At 43.7% G+C, this 18,858-nt stretch carries 19 protein-coding genes; all 19 read left to right on the forward strand.

Annotation, left to right across the window (positions count from 1 at the left end):
• Position 1 precedes the first annotated feature (1 nt).
• A complete protein-coding gene (ftsY, locus tag D8792_RS08970; protein WP_125373732.1) occupies positions 2-1,513 on the forward strand; it encodes a signal recognition particle-docking protein FtsY in 1,512 nt (503 codons plus the stop codon).
• Between the two features lie 154 nt (positions 1,514-1,667).
• A complete protein-coding gene (gene upp, locus D8792_RS08980) occupies positions 1,668-2,297 on the forward strand; it encodes a uracil phosphoribosyltransferase (RefSeq protein ID WP_015605186.1) in 630 nt (209 codons plus the stop codon).
• 170 nt (positions 2,298-2,467) lie between these two features.
• On the forward strand, positions 2,468-3,058 hold the full coding sequence (locus D8792_RS08985) for an ATP-dependent Clp protease proteolytic subunit (protein ID WP_005592197.1): 591 nt from the start codon (positions 2,468-2,470) through the stop codon (positions 3,056-3,058).
• A gap of 87 nt (positions 3,059-3,145) precedes the next feature.
• Complete coding sequence (locus D8792_RS08990; protein ID WP_062004135.1) at positions 3,146-3,415, forward strand: DUF2129 domain-containing protein; 270 nt, start codon at positions 3,146-3,148, stop codon at positions 3,413-3,415.
• A gap of 99 nt (positions 3,416-3,514) precedes the next feature.
• Positions 3,515-4,675 carry an ABC transporter substrate-binding protein gene (locus D8792_RS08995; protein WP_125373734.1) on the forward strand — a complete coding sequence of 387 codons (1,161 nt, stop codon included), beginning with the start codon at positions 3,515-3,517 and terminating at the stop codon, positions 4,673-4,675.
• Positions 4,676-4,826: 151 nt separating this feature from the next.
• Positions 4,827-5,696, forward strand: a complete 870-nt coding sequence (locus D8792_RS09000; protein WP_095666451.1) for a branched-chain amino acid ABC transporter permease — start codon at positions 4,827-4,829, stop codon at positions 5,694-5,696.
• Positions 5,697-5,699: 3 nt separating this feature from the next.
• The gene (locus tag D8792_RS09005; RefSeq protein WP_125373735.1) at positions 5,700-6,653 is read left to right on the forward strand and encodes a branched-chain amino acid ABC transporter permease; all 954 of its coding nucleotides are present in this window, start codon (positions 5,700-5,702) and stop codon (positions 6,651-6,653) included.
• Positions 6,653-7,417, forward strand: a complete 765-nt coding sequence (locus D8792_RS09010; RefSeq protein ID WP_125373736.1) for an ABC transporter ATP-binding protein — start codon at positions 6,653-6,655, stop codon at positions 7,415-7,417. The genes D8792_RS09005 and D8792_RS09010 overlap by 1 nt, the downstream gene beginning before the upstream one ends.
• A complete protein-coding gene (locus tag D8792_RS09015) occupies positions 7,417-8,127 on the forward strand; it encodes an ABC transporter ATP-binding protein (RefSeq protein ID WP_005589511.1) in 711 nt (236 codons plus the stop codon). Before D8792_RS09010 ends, D8792_RS09015 begins: the two co-directional genes overlap by 1 nt.
• 647 nt (positions 8,128-8,774) lie before the next feature.
• Positions 8,775-9,617 (forward strand): NAD(P)H-hydrate dehydratase, encoded by an 843-nt coding sequence (locus tag D8792_RS09020; RefSeq protein ID WP_125373737.1) that lies wholly within the window; start codon positions 8,775-8,777, stop codon positions 9,615-9,617.
• Positions 9,618-9,839: 222 nt separating this feature from the next.
• Entirely contained in the window at positions 9,840-10,064 is a 225-nt protein-coding gene (locus tag D8792_RS09025) for a helix-turn-helix domain-containing protein (RefSeq protein ID WP_125373738.1), read from the forward strand.
• Positions 10,065-10,164: 100 nt separating this feature from the next.
• The gene (gene xseA, locus D8792_RS09030) at positions 10,165-11,505 is read left to right on the forward strand and encodes an exodeoxyribonuclease VII large subunit (RefSeq protein WP_125373739.1); all 1,341 of its coding nucleotides are present in this window, start codon (positions 10,165-10,167) and stop codon (positions 11,503-11,505) included.
• Positions 11,483-11,695, forward strand: coding sequence for an exodeoxyribonuclease VII small subunit (locus D8792_RS09035; RefSeq protein WP_125373740.1), 213 nt, complete (start codon positions 11,483-11,485; stop codon positions 11,693-11,695). Before xseA ends, D8792_RS09035 begins: the two co-directional genes overlap by 23 nt.
• Positions 11,692-12,567, forward strand: coding sequence for a polyprenyl synthetase family protein (locus tag D8792_RS09040; protein WP_125373741.1), 876 nt, complete (start codon positions 11,692-11,694; stop codon positions 12,565-12,567). Before D8792_RS09035 ends, D8792_RS09040 begins: the two co-directional genes overlap by 4 nt.
• Positions 12,560-13,384: a TlyA family RNA methyltransferase gene (locus D8792_RS09045; RefSeq protein ID WP_125373742.1), complete on the forward strand. Its 825-nt coding sequence runs from the start codon at positions 12,560-12,562 to the stop codon at positions 13,382-13,384. Before D8792_RS09040 ends, D8792_RS09045 begins: the two co-directional genes overlap by 8 nt.
• Complete coding sequence (locus D8792_RS09050) at positions 13,368-13,799, forward strand: arginine repressor (RefSeq protein ID WP_125373743.1); 432 nt, start codon at positions 13,368-13,370, stop codon at positions 13,797-13,799. The genes D8792_RS09045 and D8792_RS09050 overlap by 17 nt, the downstream gene beginning before the upstream one ends.
• An 8-nt stretch (positions 13,800-13,807) precedes the next feature.
• Positions 13,808-15,466, forward strand: a complete 1,659-nt coding sequence (gene recN / locus D8792_RS09055) for a DNA repair protein RecN (RefSeq protein WP_125373744.1) — start codon at positions 13,808-13,810, stop codon at positions 15,464-15,466.
• 52 nt (positions 15,467-15,518) lie between these two features.
• Entirely contained in the window at positions 15,519-16,250 is a 732-nt protein-coding gene (locus D8792_RS09060; protein WP_125373745.1) for a metallophosphoesterase, read from the forward strand.
• 249 nt (positions 16,251-16,499) lie between these two features.
• Positions 16,500-18,858: SHIRT domain-containing protein (locus D8792_RS09065; RefSeq protein WP_125373746.1), on the forward strand; the 2,359-nt coding region annotated here is incomplete at its 3' end.

The following is an 18,858-nucleotide window of genomic DNA, read 5'->3' on the forward strand; positions in this document are numbered from 1 at the left end:
AATGGGATTATTTGATCGTCTTTTTGGACGAAAACAGGAAGAAGAACAGGAAGAAAAGCCCCAGTTAGAGGAGCAAGCGGAGGATAGCAGTCAGCAGGCAGAGGATGAAATCCCCTTTGAGACAGAATCCCAGCCCTTTGCCGATTCTAATGAAGAAACGGCGGAAACTCCGATAGTAGAGTCTGTGTCAGAAGAGAATAGAGAGCTTGTAGATTCCGTAACTTCTGAGCAGGAATTTGCTCCGACTAGTCAGCAAGCAGACTTATCTGAACCAGTGCTTGAAGACAAGGAAAGTCCTGAACAAGTTTTGGCTGAGGCAGAAGAGCAGTCTGAAACTTCAGCAAATCAAGCTCTGGAAAGCAGTAGCGAATCAGAAGCGGCGACTGAAAGCAGAGATTATTACCAAGAATTGCAGGAGCGTTTGGCTGCAGCTAGAGAGCAAATCAGCCACGAACCAGAGCAAGAAGTATCTAGTGAGCAGGAAGCAAGCACTTCCTTACAAGTAGACTCGACCGAGTATGGAGAAGAGGCAGAGGAAGAACTAACTCAAGCAGAAACAGCTGAAAGTTCTAATGAATACCAGGAAGAGAGCGTTCAAGAAAAGTATGACCGCAGTCTCAAAAAGACGCGGACTGGCTTTGGCGCTCGTCTCAATGCCTTCTTTGCAAATTTCCGCTCAGTTGACGAAGATTTCTTTGAAGACTTGGAAGAATTGCTGATTACCAGTGATGTCGGTGTACAGGTAGCTTCCAATCTGACTGAGGACTTACGCTATGAAGCTCGTCTAGAAAATGCTAAGAAGCCAGACGCCTTGCGCCAACTCATCATTGAAAAATTGGTCGATATCTATGAGAAAGACGGCCGTTTCAATGAAAAAATCAATCTGCAAAAGGACTTGACCGTCATGCTCTTCGTCGGTGTAAATGGCGTAGGGAAGACGACCTCAATCGGTAAATTGGCCTATAAATACAAGCAAGAAGGTAAAAAAGTTATGCTGGTAGCAGCAGACACCTTCCGAGCTGGAGCTGTTGCCCAGCTGGCTGAGTGGGGGCGCCGAGTCGATGTGCCTGTCGTGACTGGTCCAGAAAAGAGCGATCCAGCCAGTGTCGTGTTTGACGGTTTAGAAAGAGCCAAGGCTGAAAATGTCGATATTCTCATGATTGATACAGCTGGTCGCTTGCAAAATAAGGACAATCTCATGGCAGAGCTGGAAAAAATCGGTCGCATTATCAAGCGGGTAGATCCAGCAGCGCCACACGAAACCTTCCTAGCTTTAGATGCCTCTACGGGTCAAAATGCGCTGGTTCAAGCCAAGGAATTTTCAAAAATTACACCTGTGACAGGTATTGTCCTGACTAAGATTGACGGAACTGCGCGCGGTGGGGTTGTTCTTGCCATTCGTCAGGAATTGGATATCCCAGTGAAGCTGATTGGTTTTGGCGAGAAAATTGACGACATCGGTGAGTTTAATTCTGAGAACTTTATGAGAGGCCTCTTAGAAGGATTGGTGTAATAGTCTATCTGATAGGATTTAATAAGATTTGAAGTTTTATCAGAGTTTTCTATCAAAAGAAATCAAAATTAATGAAAAGGTTTGCTTGTTACAAGCCTTTTTTCTTCTTTTTTGATATAATAAGAAGAATAAATTGAAAGAAGGAAATCCAATCATGGGAAAACTTGAAGTTATCGCTCATCCGCTCATTCAGCATAAATTGTCTATCTTGCGTCGTACAGATACCTCTACCAAAGCTTTTCGTGAATTAGTAGATGAAATCGCAATGCTGATGGGATACGAAGTTTTGCGCGATTTACCACTTGAAGATGTAGAAATTGAAACACCAATTACGAAAACTGTTCAAAAGCAGATTGCAGGGAAAAAATTGGCTATTGTCCCAATCTTGCGGGCTGGTATCGGTATGGTGGATGGACTTCTGAGCTTGGTTCCTGCCGCTAAAGTCGGTCACATCGGAATGTACCGTGATGAAGAAACCTTGAAGCCAGTTGAATATTTGGTAAAATTGCCAGAAGATATTGACCAACGTCAAATCTTTGTTGTCGATCCAATGTTGGCTACTGGTGGTTCTGCTATCTTGGCTGTGGATTCTCTGAAGAAACGTGGCGCAAGCAACATTACATTTGTCTGCTTGGTGTCTGCTCCAGAAGGTGTCAAAGCCTTGCAGGATGCTCATCCTGATGTAGATATCTTCACTGCTGCCCTTGATGATCACCTCAATGAACACGGCTACATCGTTCCAGGTCTCGGAGATGCTGGTGACCGCCTCTTTGGTACAAAATAGAAATTCTAGTCTGTAATAGGAAAGTCCAGCCAATCCCGTGGATTTTTGCTTTCCAAACCAAAGACAATCACAGCTTTGTTCTCTGTCATCCGACAGATAAAGCAAATATTTGACCTTTTTTGACCAAAAAGTTATAATAATGAATAGATCGAATGAAGGAGAAAATATTCATGATTCCTGTAGTTATTGAACAAACCAGCCGTGGTGAGCGTTCTTATGACATTTACTCACGCCTTTTAAAAGACCGTATTATCATGCTGACAGGTCCTGTTGAGGACAATATGGCTAATTCTGTTATTGCGCAATTGCTTTTCCTAGATGCACAAGACAGCACCAAAGACATCTATCTTTATGTCAATACTCCTGGTGGCTCTGTCTCAGCAGGATTGGCGATTGTGGATACCATGAACTTCATCAAGTCTGATGTGCAGACAATTGTCATGGGAATGGCAGCCAGCATGGGGACTATCATTGCTTCTAGCGGTGCTAAGGGCAAACGATTCATGCTTCCAAATGCAGAGTATATGATCCACCAGCCAATGGGTGGTACTGGTGGAGGTACTCAGCAAACAGATATGGCTATTGCAGCAGAGCATTTGCTTAAGACTCGTAGGACCTTGGAGCAAATTCTTGCAGACAATTCTGGTAAATCGGTTGAGCAGATTCACGCAGATGCTGAACGTGATTACTGGATGAGCGCCCAAGAAACCCTTGAGTATGGTTTCATTGATGAAATCATGGCTAATAATAATCTTAGCTAGTCTTCAATTATAACTACGAAAAAATGCCCCATTTGTGGGCTTTTTTTGATATAATCAATAGAGTACAAATGACCAGAGAGGATTGACATGTTTAAAAAAGAAGAACGAATGGGTTTAATTATTCATCTATACTATAATCGAGATGCAAAGAAGCTGGCCCATGTTGGAGATATTATTTATCATTCTAAGAAACACCGTTATTTGCAGCTTTATGTGGCAAAAGATCAGGCGGATTCTCTGAAGGAGAGCTTGTCAAAAGAGTCCTATATCAAAAAAATCCAGACCTGCGAGATCCAAAATCTGGATACGAATTTTGTTGGAAGCTTGTTTAGAAACCAAGAAAACGCTATTATTTAAAAAAATGGGTTCTTTGGGTTGACAATTGTCAGATAATTCGGTATATTCTTACTATATCATTTGCAAACAAAGCAAATAACAAAATAGAGGAGATTATTCATGAAGAAAAAATTTGCACTTTCGCTTGTAGCTTTTGCTAGTGCTGCGCTTCTAGCAGCCTGTGGAGAAGTTTCTACAAACAACTCATCTGCTACTGGAACAGAAATCGGTAAAACACTTAAGTTCGGTTTCAACTTTGAAGAAACTGGCGCTGTAGCAGCTTACGGTACTGCAGAACAACACGGTGCTCAACTTGCTGTTGATGAAATCAACGCAGCTGGCGGTGTAGACGGCAAGAAAATCGAAGTAACTGATAAAGACAACAAATCAGAAACAGCAGAAGCAGCTACTATTTCTACAAGCTTGGCGACTCAAGATAAGGTGAATACCATCATCGGTCCTGCGACTTCAGGTGGGGTTGCGGCTGCAATTGCCAATGCTGGTAAAGCTGGTGTGCCTTTGGTAACACCAAGTGCTACACAGGATGATTTGACAAAAAACCAAGACTATCTGTATCGTGCAACCTTTACTGATAGTTACCAAGGTAAAGTCATCTCTAAATATGTAACAGAAAACTTGAAAGCTAAGAAAGTTGTACTCTATTATGACAACTCAAGCGACTATGCTAAAGGAATGGCTGAAGCCTTCAAGAAAGAATACAAGGGTGAAATTGTTGCGACAGAAACCTTTGCTTCTGGTGACTCAGATTTCCAAGCTGCTTTGACAAAGATAAAAGGCAAAGAATTTGATTCACTGGTTGTACTAGGTTACTACACAGAAGCTGGTAAATTGGTGAACCAAGCGCGTGGTTTGAGTATCACTCAAACAATCGTTGGACCAGACGGATTTAGCGATGCTAAGTTTGTAGAACAAGCAACTCCAGCAGCAGCAACTAATGTTTATTATGTATCTGGTTTCTCAACTTCAGGTGACATGACAGATAAAGCGAAGAAATTCGTTGCAGCTTACAAGGCTAAATACAATGAAGAACCATCTATGTTTGCAGCGCTCTCATATGACGCAGTTTACATGGCAGCAGAAGCATCTAAGGGTGCAAAAACATCTGTAGATATTAAAGATAACCTTGCTAAGTTAAAAGACTTTGAAGGAGTTACTGGATCCATTACCATTGATAAAGATCACAACCCTGTGAAGACAGCCTTGATGATCGGTTTGAAAGATGGTAAAGTAGAAACTGTTGAAACAGTTAAACCTGAATAAAGGGTCTGAGGCTGGGAGCATTCCCAGTCTTTGGCTTGTTTATTACTTGCTTATGATGTTTGAGTAGAGACGGCAAGACAAGGCTTCGTCTGAGATTGTTGTTTCTGCTCTTATTTTATATTAGAAAGAGTGGTGTGGAATGCTCGAACAAATTCTTCAGCAGCTAGCCAATGGATTGATTTTGGGGAGTGTCTATGCGCTTCTGGCCTTGGGTTATACCATGGTTTACGGGATTATCAAACTGATCAATTTCGCGCATGGAGACATTTATATGATCGGTGCTTTCATGGGATATTACCTGATTAACACCCTTCACCTGAATTTCTTTGTGGCCCTTATTTTGTCTATGGTTGGAACAGCAATCCTCGGTGTAGTGATTGAGTTCTTAGCCTATCGTCCGCTGCGCAATTCGACACGGATTGCAGCCTTGATTACGGCGATTGGGGTTTCTTTCCTTTTGGAATACGGGATGGTCTTCTTTGTAGGTGCCAATACTCGTTCTTTCCCTCAGGTGATTGAAACAGTGCGTTATACGATTGGACCAGTTTCGATTTCCAATATCCAACTAATGATTTTGGGAATTTCTATTTTACTCATGGTTGGTTTGCAGTTTATTGTGCAAAAAACCAAAATGGGTAAAGCCATGCGGGCTGTTTCCGTGGATAGCGATGCTGCCCAGCTGATGGGGATTAATGTCAATCGTACGATCAGTTTTACTTTTGCCTTGGGTTCAGCCTTGGCAGGAGCAGCAGGGGTGCTGATTGCCCTTTACTACAACTCACTTGAGCCACTGATGGGAATGACCCCAGGTATCAAGTCTTTCGTTGCGGCAGTTTTGGGAGGAATTGGTATCATCCCAGGGGCAGCTTTGGGTGGTTTTGTAATCGGTCTCTTGGAAACTTTTGCAACAGCAGTTGGATTATCAGATTTCCGAGATGCGATTGTGTATGCAATTTTGATTATCATTCTATTGGTTCGTCCAGCTGGTATTCTAGGTAAAAATGTGAAAGAGAAGGTGTAATGTATGAAAAAGAATTTAAAAATAAATGCGTTATGGCTTGCTCTGATCCTCTTTGGCTACCTTTTGATGACAGTGCTTGCTAGCACAGGCATTCTCAATCCTTTCTATCTGCAAATCTTTGAGCAGATTGGGATTAATATTATCTTGGCCGTTGGCCTCAATCTTATCGTTGGTTTTTCTGGGCAATTCTCTCTTGGGCATGCTGGCTTTATGGCGATTGGTGCCTATGCAGTAGCTATTATGGGCTCTAAATCTCCAAACTATGGTACTTTCTTTATTGCTATGTTGGTTGGCGCTGTGATTGCAGGTGCAGTAGCTCTGCTTGTTGGTATTCCGACCCTGCGCTTAAAGGGAGACTATTTGGCAATTGCGACGCTGGGTGTTTCTGAAATTATCCGGATTTTGATTGTCAATGGAGGCGACCTGACTAATGGTGCGGCAGGTATCCTATCCATTCCTAATTTTACCTCTTGGCAGTTGGTTTATGTCTTTGTCGTAATTACAACTATTTTGACTCTTAACTTCCTCCGCAGTCCTATCGGACGTAGCACCTTGTCTGTTCGCGAGGACGAGATTGCGGCAGAGTCTGTCGGTGTCAATACAACAAAAATTAAGGTCATTGCTTTCGTTTTTGGAGCTATTACGGCTTCTATTGCAGGTTCTTTGCAGGCTGGATTTGTTGGCTCTGTTGTACCAAAAGACTATTCCTTTATTAATACAATCAATGTCTTGATTATCGTCGTTTTTGGCGGTCTTGGATCAATGACTGGAGCAATCGTTGCGGCAGTGGTATTGGGTATCCTCAATATGCTTTTACAAGATATCTCCAGCGTTCGGATGATTGTTTATTCGCTTGCCCTAATCTTGGTGATGATTTTCCGTCCAGGCGGCTTGCTTGGTACTTGGGAATTGAGCTTGGCTAAGCTCTTTAAAAAGAATAAGGAGGTCAAAGAATAATGGCACTTCTTGATGTAAAAAAATTAACCAAAAATTTTGGAGGACTAACAGCTGTTAGTGACGTGACTCTGGAATTGAACGAAGGGGAACTGGTCGGTCTTATTGGGCCTAACGGTGCTGGAAAAACAACTCTTTTCAACCTTTTGACGGGCGTCTATGAGCCGAGTGAGGGAACGGTCACTTTGGATGGGCACTTGCTGAATGGCAAGGCACCTTACAAAATTGCAACTCTGGGGCTCAGCCGGACATTCCAAAATATTCGTCTCTTTAAAGATTTGACAGTCTTGGATAATGTGTTGATTGCTTTTGGTAATCACCATAAACCTCATGTACTGGCTTCTTTCTTCCGCCTTCCGGCATTTTATAAAAATGAAGAAGAATTGAAAGCGAAAGCTTTGGAATTGCTGGCCATCTTTGACTTGGATAAGGAAGCAGAAACCTTAGCTAAAAATTTGGCCTATGGTCAGCAACGTCGTCTGGAGATTGTCCGAGCACTTGCCACAGAGCCTAAGATTCTCTTCTTGGATGAGCCAGCTGCTGGGATGAATCCACAGGAAACAGCTGAGCTGACTGCCCTGATCCGTCGGATTAAAAATGAATTTAACATTACCATCATGCTAATTGAGCATGATATGAGTCTGGTTATGGAAGTAACTGAGCGCATCTACGTACTAGAGTACGGTCGCTTGATTGCCCACGGCACACCAGATGAGATTAAGAATGACAAACGCGTTATTGAAGCTTATCTAGGAGGTGAAGCCTAATGTCCATGCTCAAAGTTGAAAATCTATCTGTCCACTATGGCATGATTCAGGCTGTCCGTGATGTCAGCTTTGAAGTCAACGAGGGGGAGGTTGTTTCCCTTATCGGTGCCAATGGTGCTGGTAAAACGACTATCCTCCGCACGATCTCTGGTTTGGTTCGCCCAAGTGCTGGGAAAATTGAATTTCTAGGCAATGAAATTCAAAAAGTGCCTGCTCAAAAGATTGTGGCTGCAGGACTTTCACAGGTTCCAGAAGGGCGCCATATTTTTCCAGGTTTGACTGTCTTAGAAAACCTTGAAATGGGAGCTTTTCTTAAGAAAAATCGTGAAGAAAATCAAGCCAATCTCAAAAAGGTCTTCTCTCGTTTCCCACGCTTGGAAGAGCGTAAAAACCAAGATGCTGCAACCCTTTCAGGTGGTGAGCAGCAGATGTTAGCTATGGGACGAGCGCTCATGTCTACGCCTAAGCTCTTACTCTTGGACGAGCCGTCAATGGGGCTGGCTCCAATTTTCATCCAAGAAATCTTTGATATCATTCAAGATATACAAAAGCAGGGTACAACTGTGCTTTTGATTGAGCAAAATGCCAATAAAGCACTGTCTATCGCAGACCGTGGTTATGTTCTTGAAACAGGAAAAATCGTTCTGTCTGGAACCGGTCAAGAGCTCCTCGCTTCTGACGAAGTCCGCAAAGCATATTTAGGTGGCTGAAACAATCTGGGAGACATTTTTAGGTTGTTGATAGAAAGTTACAGTAGTAACTTAACATTTTGAAAAGGTCCAATGGACCTTTTTTTGTTTTCAAGATAAATTTGTTTGTTTGGATGATCCGATAGCTGTTTTTGGTTACAAGCAAAGAGTTGCATTGGCAACTACATGTTTTTTAAAATCCGCTGGGTCTTTTTTAGATGAGGCTAGAGTATCGTGGTATAGTTTTCTTTGGTGGAAGTTTCCATTTATTAAGTGCTGTGGTAGTAAGCAATGTAACAGTTCCACATGGTCCTTTCTCTGAATCTATTTCTTCATTTTAAACATCAAGCGAAAATATGGTAAAATATGGGAGAAGAAAAATTGCTCGGGTCGAAATAAAGATTGGAAATTTCGGAAAAAATTGTCAAAGTATAGGATATACTTATTGGCGATAACTGGTGAGGTGGAGAGTAATTTTAGCTTTTGATTGTGAAGTGAAGAAAGATAATGCTTTTTGTTGGGCTCAACACTGTTCTCTTACGCAACTAGAATTCAATAAAGATATGCTTATGAGGGATAGAAAATGGCAGTCAAATTTCTTTGCTTGATGTGCTTGAGCGGGTAATATTGGTTTTTGAAAACATTTAAATAATTATAGAGGTTCAAATATGAAACTAGTCAGTGACAGGCTTTTGAAAAAGGTTATTATAAATCGATCGCCAGACAGCCATAAAGGTGACTATGGTCGCCTGCTCTTGATTGGTGGGACCTATCCCTATGGCGGAGCTATTATCATGGCTGCTTTGGCCGCAGTAAGGAGCGGAGCTGGTTTGGTGACAGTTGCAACTGAACGGGAAAATATTTCTGCCCTCCATGCTCATTTGCCAGAGGCTATGGCCTTTGGTTTGTGGGAGCAAGAGCGACTGATGGATCAGATCCGCAAGGCTACTGTTATTTTAATTGGGCCGGGTTTAGCTGAAAATTCTTTAGAGAAATCTGTGCTGCAGCTGGTTTTACAGCTTGTAAACAAGCAACAAATCCTGATTATGGATGGGGGTGCTATATCGCTTTTTGCCAAGCAAGCTCTGCCTTTTCCAAAGTCCCAGACGATTTTTACCCCTCATCAGAAAGAATGGGAAAGCTTGTCTGGTCTGCCCATCGAGTCACAGGACGAAAAATCTAGCCAAAAGGCTGTTAACCAATTTCCTAAGGGAACTCTAGTCGTACAGAAAAGGAATGGAACGCGAGTTTTTCAGAGTGGGGAAAAGGATGTTTATCAACTGCAGATTGGTGGTCCCCATCAAGCAACTGGTGGTATGGGAGATACCTTGGCAGGGATGATTGCTGGCTTTGCAGGTCAATTTCAGCAGGTTTCACTTTTTGAAAGAGTGATAGCTGCGACCTACTTGCATTCAGCCATTGCGGATGAATTAGCCAAAGAGTTTTATGTGGTATTACCGACAGAATTGAGTCAACGAATTCCAACTTGGATGAAGAATTTGAGTCAATAAATCTTGGGAGACTTGGAAAAATTCGAGTCTCTTTTTGTGATTTTGGGAATCTTGTCGTGACTGGGGAAAACTAGGATTTTTCTTCTTTTTCACATGATCTATTTTTTCAATATATATTAAAAAAGTTAATATGATAGAACCCTTTTTTGTGCTATAATAATAATAAAGTATGAGAGTTAATATTATACAATTTAGTAGAAGTGGATAAGTGCAAAAAGTCTTATGTCAGAGTTAAGGATAGCAATTGGAAAAAAAATTAGAGAATTAAGGGAACAACGTAAAATGACAAGGGAATTGCTGTGTGAAGATGAGACTCGTTTGACAGTCAGACAGCTTGCTCGGATCGAGGCAGGCGATTCGATTCCTAGTTTACTAACCTTAGAATTCATTGCGCAACAGTTGCACATCGAAATGTATCAAATTATCAAAGAAAGTACCAAGCGATAGTGATTTTATGATGAAAATCAGGAACTTGGAATCACTGACTTCCTCCATTTTTTGGTATAATAAAAGTTACGCAAATACTAGAAAATAGAAAGGGAGCGACATGCCAGATTATTTATCGGTTTCGACCTTGACCCGTTATCTGAAGATGAAGTTTGACCGTGATCCTTATTTGGAGCGGGTTTATCTGACAGGTCAGGTCTCTAATTTTCGCAAGCGCCCCAATCACCAGTATTTTTCCCTCAAGGATGAGAAGGCAGTTATTCAGGCGAATATTTGGTCAGGTGTTTATAAAAAGCTTGGTTTTGAACTAGAAGAGGGCATGAAGGTCAATGTCATTGGCCGTGTCCAGCTCTATGAGCCAAGTGGGTCATATTCGATTGTCATTGAAAAGGCTGAGCCAGACGGCATTGGCGCCTTGGCTGTTCAATTTGAGCAGCTCAAGAAAAAACTGGGAGAAGAAGGTCTTTTCCAAGATAAGTTTAAACAAGCCTTGCCTCAGTTTCCTAAGAAAATTGGGGTGGTGACCAGTCCTAGCGGAGCTGTTATCCGAGATATTATCACGACAGTCAGTCGCCGTTTTCCAGGCGTGGATATCCTTCTTTATCCGACCAAGGTTCAGGGAGAGGGAGCTGCCGCCGAGGTGGCGGCTAATATCCGTCGAGCCAATGATCGAGAAGATTTGGATGTTTTGATTATTGGTCGGGGCGGCGGGTCCATCGAGGATCTTTGGGCTTTTAATGAGGAAATTGTCGTACGAGCCATATTTGAGTCTCGGATTCCGATCATTTCCAGTGTGGGGCATGAAACGGATACGACTCTGGCTGACTTTGTGGCAGACCGACGAGCAGCAACTCCCACAGCAGCAGCTGAATTGGCGACACCAGTCACCAAGCTGGATCTTCTGGGGCATTTGAGCCAGCAGCAAAATCGTCTGTCAAATGCAGCTGCAAATCGACTGGCTTACCAGCGAGAACGCTTGCATAAATTGGCTTCATCTGTTATTTTTCGGCAGCCAGAGCGACTTTATGATGGTTATCTGCAAAAGCTAGACCAGCTTAATCTGCGTTTAAAGCAAAAAATTCGCGAATATTATAGTGAAGAAGTCCAGCAGGTCAAGATTCTCCAGCATCGCTTGGAGTCTTTGTCACCTCTGCGGCAGGTGCAGCGCTATCAGGAGCAGCTTCACCAGCAAGAACGCTTGTTGCGTAGCAATATGGCAGTGATCTATGACCATAAGGTGGCTGAAGCCAAGCGGCTATCGGATGCGCTACTCATGCTGGACACCAGTCGAATCGTGGCGCGGGGCTACGCTATTGTCCAAAAAAATGAAACAGTAATCGAGTCCAGTCAGGATATCAAGAAGAAGGATCAGCTGACTATTCTCATGCGGGATGGTCAGGTCCAAGTTGAGGTAAAAGATGTCAAAAGACAAGAAATTTGAAGAAAATTTAGCTGATTTGGAAGCTATTGTCCAGAAGCTGGAAAATGGGGATGTGGCCTTGGAAGAGGCAATCGCTGAATTCCAGAAGGGCATGCAGCTGTCTAAAGATTTGCAAAAGACGCTAGATCAGGCAGAAAAGACCTTGGTCAAGGTCATGCAGGCTGATGGCACGGAAACGGATATGGCATGACAAGAGAGCATAAAATCAGGCAAATTGGCCTGACGATTCAAGATTTTTATCAGAGCAAGGAAGTGTCAGCGGATTTGACTGAGACCATTCTCTATTCTATCGAGGCTGGTGGTAAGCGGATCCGCCCTCTCTTGCTTTTGGAGTTGCTAGAGGGCTTTGGTCTGGAATTAACTCCTGCCCATTTTCAGGTGGCGGCAGCTCTGGAGATGATTCACACTGGCAGCCTGATCCATGATGATTTGCCAGCTATGGATAATGATGACTACCGCCGTGGGCGTCTGACCAGCCACAAGAAATTCGGGGAGGATATGGCCATTTTAGCGGGAGATTCTCTCTTTTTGGATCCTTATGGTTTGGTGGCAATGGTAGAGCTCCCTGGTCAGGTCAAGGTGGAGCTGATAGCAGAGCTGTCTCTGGCTGCTGGATCCTTTGGCATGGTGGCTGGACAAGTCTTGGATATGCAAGGCGAAGGTCGCAAGTTGACCATGGACCAGCTCCAGACCATTCACGCCAATAAGACAGGCAAGCTCTTGGCCTATCCTTTTGTAGCAGCGGGAATCATTGCTCAGACTGGTCAATCCGTCCTAGGGAAGCTCCGTCAAGTGGGAGAACTCTTGGGCTTAGCTTTTCAGGTACGGGATGATATTTTAGATGTGACAGCTAGTTTTGAGCAGATCGGTAAGACACCGCAGAAGGATTTGGTAGCTGAGAAATCGACCTATCCAGCCTTACTAGGTTTGGATGGAGCCAGAGCCTTTTTCGATGAAACGCTAGAACAAGCGAAAAGTCTATTGGAGCAACTAGAAGCAGAGAGTGATTTTTCAGCTAAAGAAATTCAAAAAATAATAGAAAGTTTGAGACTGGATGGCTAAGGAGAGAGTGGATGTATTGGCCTATCGACAAGGACTCTTTGAGACCCGAGAGCAGGCCAAGCGTGGAGTGATGGCAGGCCTAGTCGTGGCACTTGCTAATGGAGAGCGCTTTGATAAACCGGGTGAAAAAATCGATGATACAACAGAGCTCAAGCTCAAGGGAGAAAAGCTCAAGTATGTCAGTCGGGGCGGCCTAAAATTAGAAAAGGCTTTGCAAGTGTTTGGCCTTTCGGTGGCAGACCGAGTAGCCTTGGATATCGGAGCTTCGACTGGAGGATTTACCGATGTCATGTTGCAGGCGGGAGCACGACTAGTCTATGCTGTTGATGTCGGCACCAACCAGTTAGCCTGGAAACTTCGCCAAGATGAACGGGTCGTCAGCATGGAGCAGTTCAATTTTCGCTATGCCGAGCCAGCTGATTTCGACTTCCGTCCCAGCTTTGCCAGCATTGATGTCAGCTTTATCACGCTCAGCCTGATTTTGCCGGCCCTCTATCATATTTTAGAGGAGGGAGGTCAGGTCGTGGCCTTGATCAAGCCTCAGTTCGAGGCTGGCCGCGAGCAGATTGGCAAGAAGGGAATTATCAAGGACAAGAAAGTTCATTTGGCGGTTCTGGAAACCGTGACAGCCTTTATGCTGGAAGCAGGTTTTTCAGTCAAAGGTTTAGATTTTTCTCCGATTCAGGGTGGGCATGGTAATGTTGAATTTTTAGCCTTTCTGGAGAAAAGCGAGCAGCCGAAAAATGACTTGGAGAAAGACTTAGTCGCTATCGTAGAGGCGGCTCACAAGGAATTTAAAGATGAAGAAGAAGGATAGATTAGAGAAAATCAGACGATTTGTCAGCGAGTTTGAGATTGGCACCCAAGAGGAAATTGTAGCACATCTCAGGGAGTCTGGTATTACAGCGACACAGGCAACGGTTTCACGAGATATCAAGGAGCTAGGGATTGTCAAAATCCCTTTTAAAGATAATACCTATATATATGAGCTTCCCAAAACAGCGACCAATAGTCTGAAGTTAGCAGAAAATAATATTTTGGCCTGTCAGAATCTAGGAAATATGCTCAATCTCAATCTGGTGCCAGGGAGTGCAGCGGTGGTCAAACGCCACCTGAGTAAAGAATTTGCTGAGGAAATTTTCAGTATCATTGCGGATAATGACAGTATCTTAGTCGTTGCAGTGAGTGAAAGTGCAGCCCAAAAAGTCACGGCTGAAATCAATAATTGGTAGGAAAGCCTATGTTATTAGAAATTTCGATTAAAAATTTTGCCATTATTGAGGAGATATCCCTTAATTTTGAGCAAGGTATGACGGTTTTGACCGGGGAAACCGGAGCCGGTAAGTCTATTATTATTGACGCCATGAACATGATGTTGGGCAGCCGTGCGACGACCGATGTTATTCGTCATGGAGCGCCCAAGACTGAGATAGAGGGACTTTTCTCGCTGGAAAATAGCAGAGCTTTGCGAGAGATTTTTGAGGAGCAGGGTTGGGAGCTGACCGATGAGCTGATTATCCGTCGGGAAATTCTGCAAAACGGCCGTAGTGTCAGCCGTATCAATGGCCAGATGGTTAATTTGTCTGTTCTAAAGGCTGTCGGCCAGCATTTGGTGGATATCCATGGTCAGCACGATCAGGAAGAGCTGATGAGACCCCAGCTTCATATCGCCATGCTAGATGAGTTTGGAACAGCAGATTTTTTGCATCTCAAAGGCCGCTATCAGGAGACCTTTGACCGCTATCGAAGCCTGCGCAAGCAAGTTCTGACTTTGCAGAAAAATCAGCAGGAGCATAAGGCCAGGATTGAGATGCTGGAATTTCAGATGGCGGAGATTGAGAGCGCAGCCCTCAAAAGTGGTGAAGACACTGCTCTACATCAGGAGCGAGACCGCTTGCTCAACCACAAACTCATTGCCGATACGCTGACCAATGCCTATACCATGCTGGATAATGAAGAATTTTCCAGTCTGGCCAATGTTCGCTCAGCGATGAATGACCTTGAGTCTATCGAGGATTACGATCCAGCCTATAAGGAGCTTTCCGGCAGCTTGTCAGAGACTTATTATGTCTTGGAAGATGTCAGCAAGCGCCTAGAGGACATTTTAGATGGACTGGACTTTGACGGAGATCGGCTGCTGCAGGTGGAGAGTCGCTTAGACTTGATTAACAGCATCACACGTAAATATGGTGGCCAAGTAGATGATGTGCTGGAATACTTTGCTCAGATTTCCAAAGAATACAGCCTTTTAACTGGCAGCAACTTGTCCTCAGAGGATATGGACCGAGAGCTGAAGGCCTTGGAGAGAGAGCTGGTAGAGCTGGCCCAGGAGCTGAGTCAGGCTCGTCATGGCCTAGCAGCTCAGCTGGAAGCGGAAATCAAGCAGGAGTTGCAGGAACTTTACATGGAAAAGGCGCGCTTTAAAGTGCAGTTCAGTAAGGGCAAGTTCAACCGTGAAGGCAATGAACAAGTAGAGTTTTACATCTCAGCAAATCCGGGCGAGGATTTCAAACCTTTGGTGAAAGTTGCGTCTGGCGGGGAACTCTCCCGTCTCATGTTGGCTATCAAGTCTGCCTTTTCTCGTAAGGAAGGTAAGACCAGCATTGTCTTTGACGAAGTGGATACGGGCGTTTCTGGCCGAGTGGCCCAGGCTATTGCTCAGAAGATTTACAAGATTGGCTCCAACGGTCAAGTCTTGGCTATTTCCCATCTTCCGCAGGTCATTGCGATTGCCGATTATCAGTTCTTTATTGAGAAGATTTCGGATGAGAATTCGACTGTCTCAACGGTGCGCCTGCTGACGGCTGACGAGCGTGTTCAGGAAGTTGCTAAGATGCTGGCTGGCGAAGATGTGACGGAGGCTGCTTTGACGCAGGCTAGAGAATTATTAAAAAAATAAACAAGCGAGGCTGAGACACAAGTGTTTCAGTCTCCTTTAGAAAGTGGCGACTATGACAAAATATTTTGCAATCGGTGATGTCCATGGCAAGGCTGGTATGCTTGATGAGCTGCTCCAGCATTGGGACGGTTGCAGCCAACTAGTCTTTCTAGGCGACTTGATCGATCGTGGCGAGGACAGCCGAGCAGTTTTGGAGCGGGTCAAGGATTTAGTGGATCAGAAAGGAGCTATCTGTCTTTCTGGCAATCATGAGTATATGTTTCTGACCTGGCTGGACAATCCTGAAAAGTCTTATGACCACTACCGACGCAACGGCGGTGACACGACGATCAATTCGCTTCTAGGCCGACCACTCAATGCTCCTGTAAATGGAGTAGCAGACGCGGAAGGTGTCAAGACGGAGGCAGCCGATTTGGTAGCCTTTATTCGCCAGATGCCCTTCCTATTGGAGACGGATCATTACATTTTTGTCCATGCTGGCCTAGATTTGGAGCTCAAAGACTGGCGGGAGACCAGTGATTATCAAAAGGTTTGGATTCGCGCGCCTTTTCATGAAGGCAGCAATCAGACTGGCAAAAGGATCGTCTTTGGTCATACACCGACATTTTACCTCTTGCATGAGGCGCCAGGAACAGATCAACTATGGATGACTGAGGATGGCAAGATTGGTATGGATGGCGGAGCTGTTTATGGCGGAGTCCTCCACGGCATTCTCTTTGGTCATAATGGTATCATAGAGCAGTATGCGATTAGAAATGACGGTTTTGCTGCGGAGGACAAATAGAATATTTGACTGCTAGCGTCTCGATAGAGAAATCAAGAAGATTGAAGAAGCCCTTTTAGTGCTTTTTCAATCTTTTTTTGTACCTAACAGAAAGTAAATGAAGATAGAAGTATAGTCAATACCTATTTTTACTTATGATGATTATTTATTTCATAGGAAACCAAAAATGCGAAGAATAGGCTCTCCTAATATGCAATTATCGCTATTTATGCTATAATAGTTGCCAAGAAAGTAAAAGAGGAGGAAAGGATGTCTTTTCAGGATAGAAAGATAAAATATTCGATCCGCAAATTATCAGTTGCTACTGTGTCCCTTGCGATTGGATTTTTGTTTGCACCCAATGCGATTGGAGTGGACCAAACAGTTCACGCAGATGAGCTCGAATCTACAGCACAAGTGGGAAATAAGTCAGATAATCAAGCCTCAGAAGGAGCGTCTGAAGCAACAAAAATAGAGAATAAAGAGACAACTTCAGCGATGGCTTCTGCGTCAGTACAAGCAGAGACTAAAGAAGACAATCAAGCCATCATAAAATCTGCTACCCCTACTGTGACAGAGACGAGTCAAGTGACAGATTCAACTGCTCTTAGAAATTCTCAACCAGTTGCTGAAACGGTTCAGCCATCCACAGAAGGAGCAGTCCAGCTGCCCTCTGCAAACGTTAGTCTGAAGAAGAGTGCTTTAGAGAATTATCTCAAAGAGTTGCGCAACAAGGATTTTTCAAGGAAAACAGATGAGAGTTTAGAAATCCTTAATGACTTGATGACAGCGGCTGATAGCCTACTTCAAACTGCGACAAAGCAAGAAGAAATTGATAAAGTTTACCGAAATCTGGTAACCTTCGTTAATTCTGGACTTCGTAATAAAAATTCAAAAGTCATCTTGGGAAAGGATAAGATTCCTTCAAAAGAAGCAGAGTCTGGAGACACTTCCTCTAAAGGAAAATTGCCTGAGGATTCTGCAAAACAGGCTGATACTACTTACAGAGTAGAATACAAATTTAAGAACTCAACTCCGATCTATCCTCTGCCCAATAAGATTCGCTCAATGCTTCCAGCTGCTAGTGAATTTGTAGCTCAAGCGGACGATTACAAAGATGTGATTCAACTTGAGACAACTACAGTAAGTGTTCCAACTGGTACCTGGACTTTCCATGGTTTTGATACAGCTAAATATGGAAAAGCTATTGCAGGAACGAAAGTCAAAACCATAACTGGAACGTGGAGCTTTGAGCCAAATGGTGTCGACTATGAGTTCCAGTCAACTAATCCTGATATTGCATTGCCAGCATACATTACCAAGCTGACTCCGAAAAATCCAACTGATTATAAGATGGGCGGCCTGTTTCTTACAGAAGTAGATGCTGAACAACCAAGTGAAACGACTTATGTTGATAGAGCAAATAAGGTAACTTGGAGATTCGAAGGATATGATAAAGAAAAAGTCATTATTGGAGTAGGAAGACGGACTTTTGTTGGAAGATGGGCCCCCACTCCTAATCCAGAATATGTATTCAAATCATCTAAAGCAGGTGTCCCATTGCCACAAAGTATCTTGGACATGCTTCCGAAAGATGAGGCCTCTTACAAGGTTGGTGACACAATTGTAGCCAAACAACCGGCTAAAGAATCAGTAGAAGAAGCTGAAAAAGATTATGTATGGACCTTCAAGGGATACGATCACAAGAATGCGACTTATGATGGCAAGCGCGTGATATATACTGGTATATGGGAAGTAACGCCTAGACCCCACCATGTAAGCTATCGTTTTGAAAGTGGGACGACTGGACTTTCTTTACCTGACTTTATCCAGAAGAAAACACCAAAAGACACCTCAACTTACTACAATACACAAAAGGTTCTACCAGAAGAGTTGACTACAACGACTTACACAGATGATGTGAACGATGGTATCTGGACTTTTGTTGGTTATGATGCTAAAAGTAAGATTGTGAAAAAGGCTGATCTAGCTTTCGTTGGTAAGTGGGAGTTTAAGGCGAATCAGTATCAAGCAGCTTATCGATTCGAAAGTGCGACCGCTGGGAAAGATCTTCCTGCAGCTATCACGGCCTTATCTCCAAATGATCGTACAACTTATGTGAATGGCGCAGCAGTTTCAGCTAAACAACCTGCTCAAACGACTTACACAGATACCGTGAATGACGGTACATGGACGTTTAAGGGTTACGACGCAGATAGCACCGTTGTCAACAAGGCTAATGTGGATTTTGTAGGCAAATGGGAATTTAAGGCAAACCAGTATCGAGCAGCTTACCGCTTCGAAAGTGCGACTGCTGGGAAGAATCTTCCAGTAGTTATCACAGCCTTGACTCCAAGAGACAGTGAGACTTATCTAAATAGTGTTGCAGTTTTGGCTAAGCAGCCAATCCAAACTACCTACACAGACGCAGTGAATGATGGTATCTGGACCTTTAAGAGATATATTCCAGCTGGCGCAGTGGTCAATCAGGCAGATGTTACCTTTGTTGGTCAGTGGGAATTTAGAGCCAATAAGTACCAAGCAAGTTACCGCTTCGAGAGTGAGACGGCAGGTAAGGCTCTTCCAGCGGAAATCACAGATTGGACTCCAAGCGACAGTGCAACTTATG

This window comes from Streptococcus cristatus (assembly GCF_003943505.1).
Taxonomy (GTDB): domain Bacteria; phylum Bacillota; class Bacilli; order Lactobacillales; family Streptococcaceae; genus Streptococcus; species Streptococcus cristatus_E.

Excerpts from the sequence above, each read along its gene's own strand:
- D8792_RS09020 (WP_125373737.1), top strand. The coding sequence starts at position 8,775 with ATGAAACTAGTCAGTGACAGGCTTTTGAAAAAGGTTATTATAAATCGA.
- D8792_RS08985 (WP_005592197.1), top strand. The coding sequence starts at position 2,468 with ATGATTCCTGTAGTTATTGAACAAACCAGCCGTGGTGAGCGTTCTTAT.
- D8792_RS09060 (WP_125373745.1), top strand. The coding sequence starts at position 15,519 with ATGACAAAATATTTTGCAATCGGTGATGTCCATGGCAAGGCTGGTATG.
- D8792_RS08995 (WP_125373734.1), top strand. The coding sequence starts at position 3,515 with ATGAAGAAAAAATTTGCACTTTCGCTTGTAGCTTTTGCTAGTGCTGCG.
- upp (WP_015605186.1), top strand. The coding sequence starts at position 1,668 with ATGGGAAAACTTGAAGTTATCGCTCATCCGCTCATTCAGCATAAATTG.
- D8792_RS09015 (WP_005589511.1), top strand. The coding sequence starts at position 7,417 with ATGTCCATGCTCAAAGTTGAAAATCTATCTGTCCACTATGGCATGATT.
- D8792_RS09025 (WP_125373738.1), top strand. The coding sequence starts at position 9,840 with ATGTCAGAGTTAAGGATAGCAATTGGAAAAAAAATTAGAGAATTAAGG.
- ftsY (WP_125373732.1), top strand. The coding sequence starts at position 2 with ATGGGATTATTTGATCGTCTTTTTGGACGAAAACAGGAAGAAGAACAG.
- D8792_RS08990 (WP_062004135.1), top strand. The coding sequence starts at position 3,146 with ATGTTTAAAAAAGAAGAACGAATGGGTTTAATTATTCATCTATACTAT.
- D8792_RS09050 (WP_125373743.1), top strand. The coding sequence starts at position 13,368 with ATGAAGAAGAAGGATAGATTAGAGAAAATCAGACGATTTGTCAGCGAG.
- recN (WP_125373744.1), top strand. The coding sequence starts at position 13,808 with ATGTTATTAGAAATTTCGATTAAAAATTTTGCCATTATTGAGGAGATA.
- D8792_RS09005 (WP_125373735.1), top strand. The coding sequence starts at position 5,700 with ATGAAAAAGAATTTAAAAATAAATGCGTTATGGCTTGCTCTGATCCTC.
- xseA (WP_125373739.1), top strand. The coding sequence starts at position 10,165 with ATGCCAGATTATTTATCGGTTTCGACCTTGACCCGTTATCTGAAGATG.
- D8792_RS09040 (WP_125373741.1), top strand. The coding sequence starts at position 11,692 with ATGACAAGAGAGCATAAAATCAGGCAAATTGGCCTGACGATTCAAGAT.
- D8792_RS09035 (WP_125373740.1), top strand. The coding sequence starts at position 11,483 with ATGTCAAAAGACAAGAAATTTGAAGAAAATTTAGCTGATTTGGAAGCT.
- D8792_RS09010 (WP_125373736.1), top strand. The coding sequence starts at position 6,653 with ATGGCACTTCTTGATGTAAAAAAATTAACCAAAAATTTTGGAGGACTA.
- D8792_RS09045 (WP_125373742.1), top strand. The coding sequence starts at position 12,560 with ATGGCTAAGGAGAGAGTGGATGTATTGGCCTATCGACAAGGACTCTTT.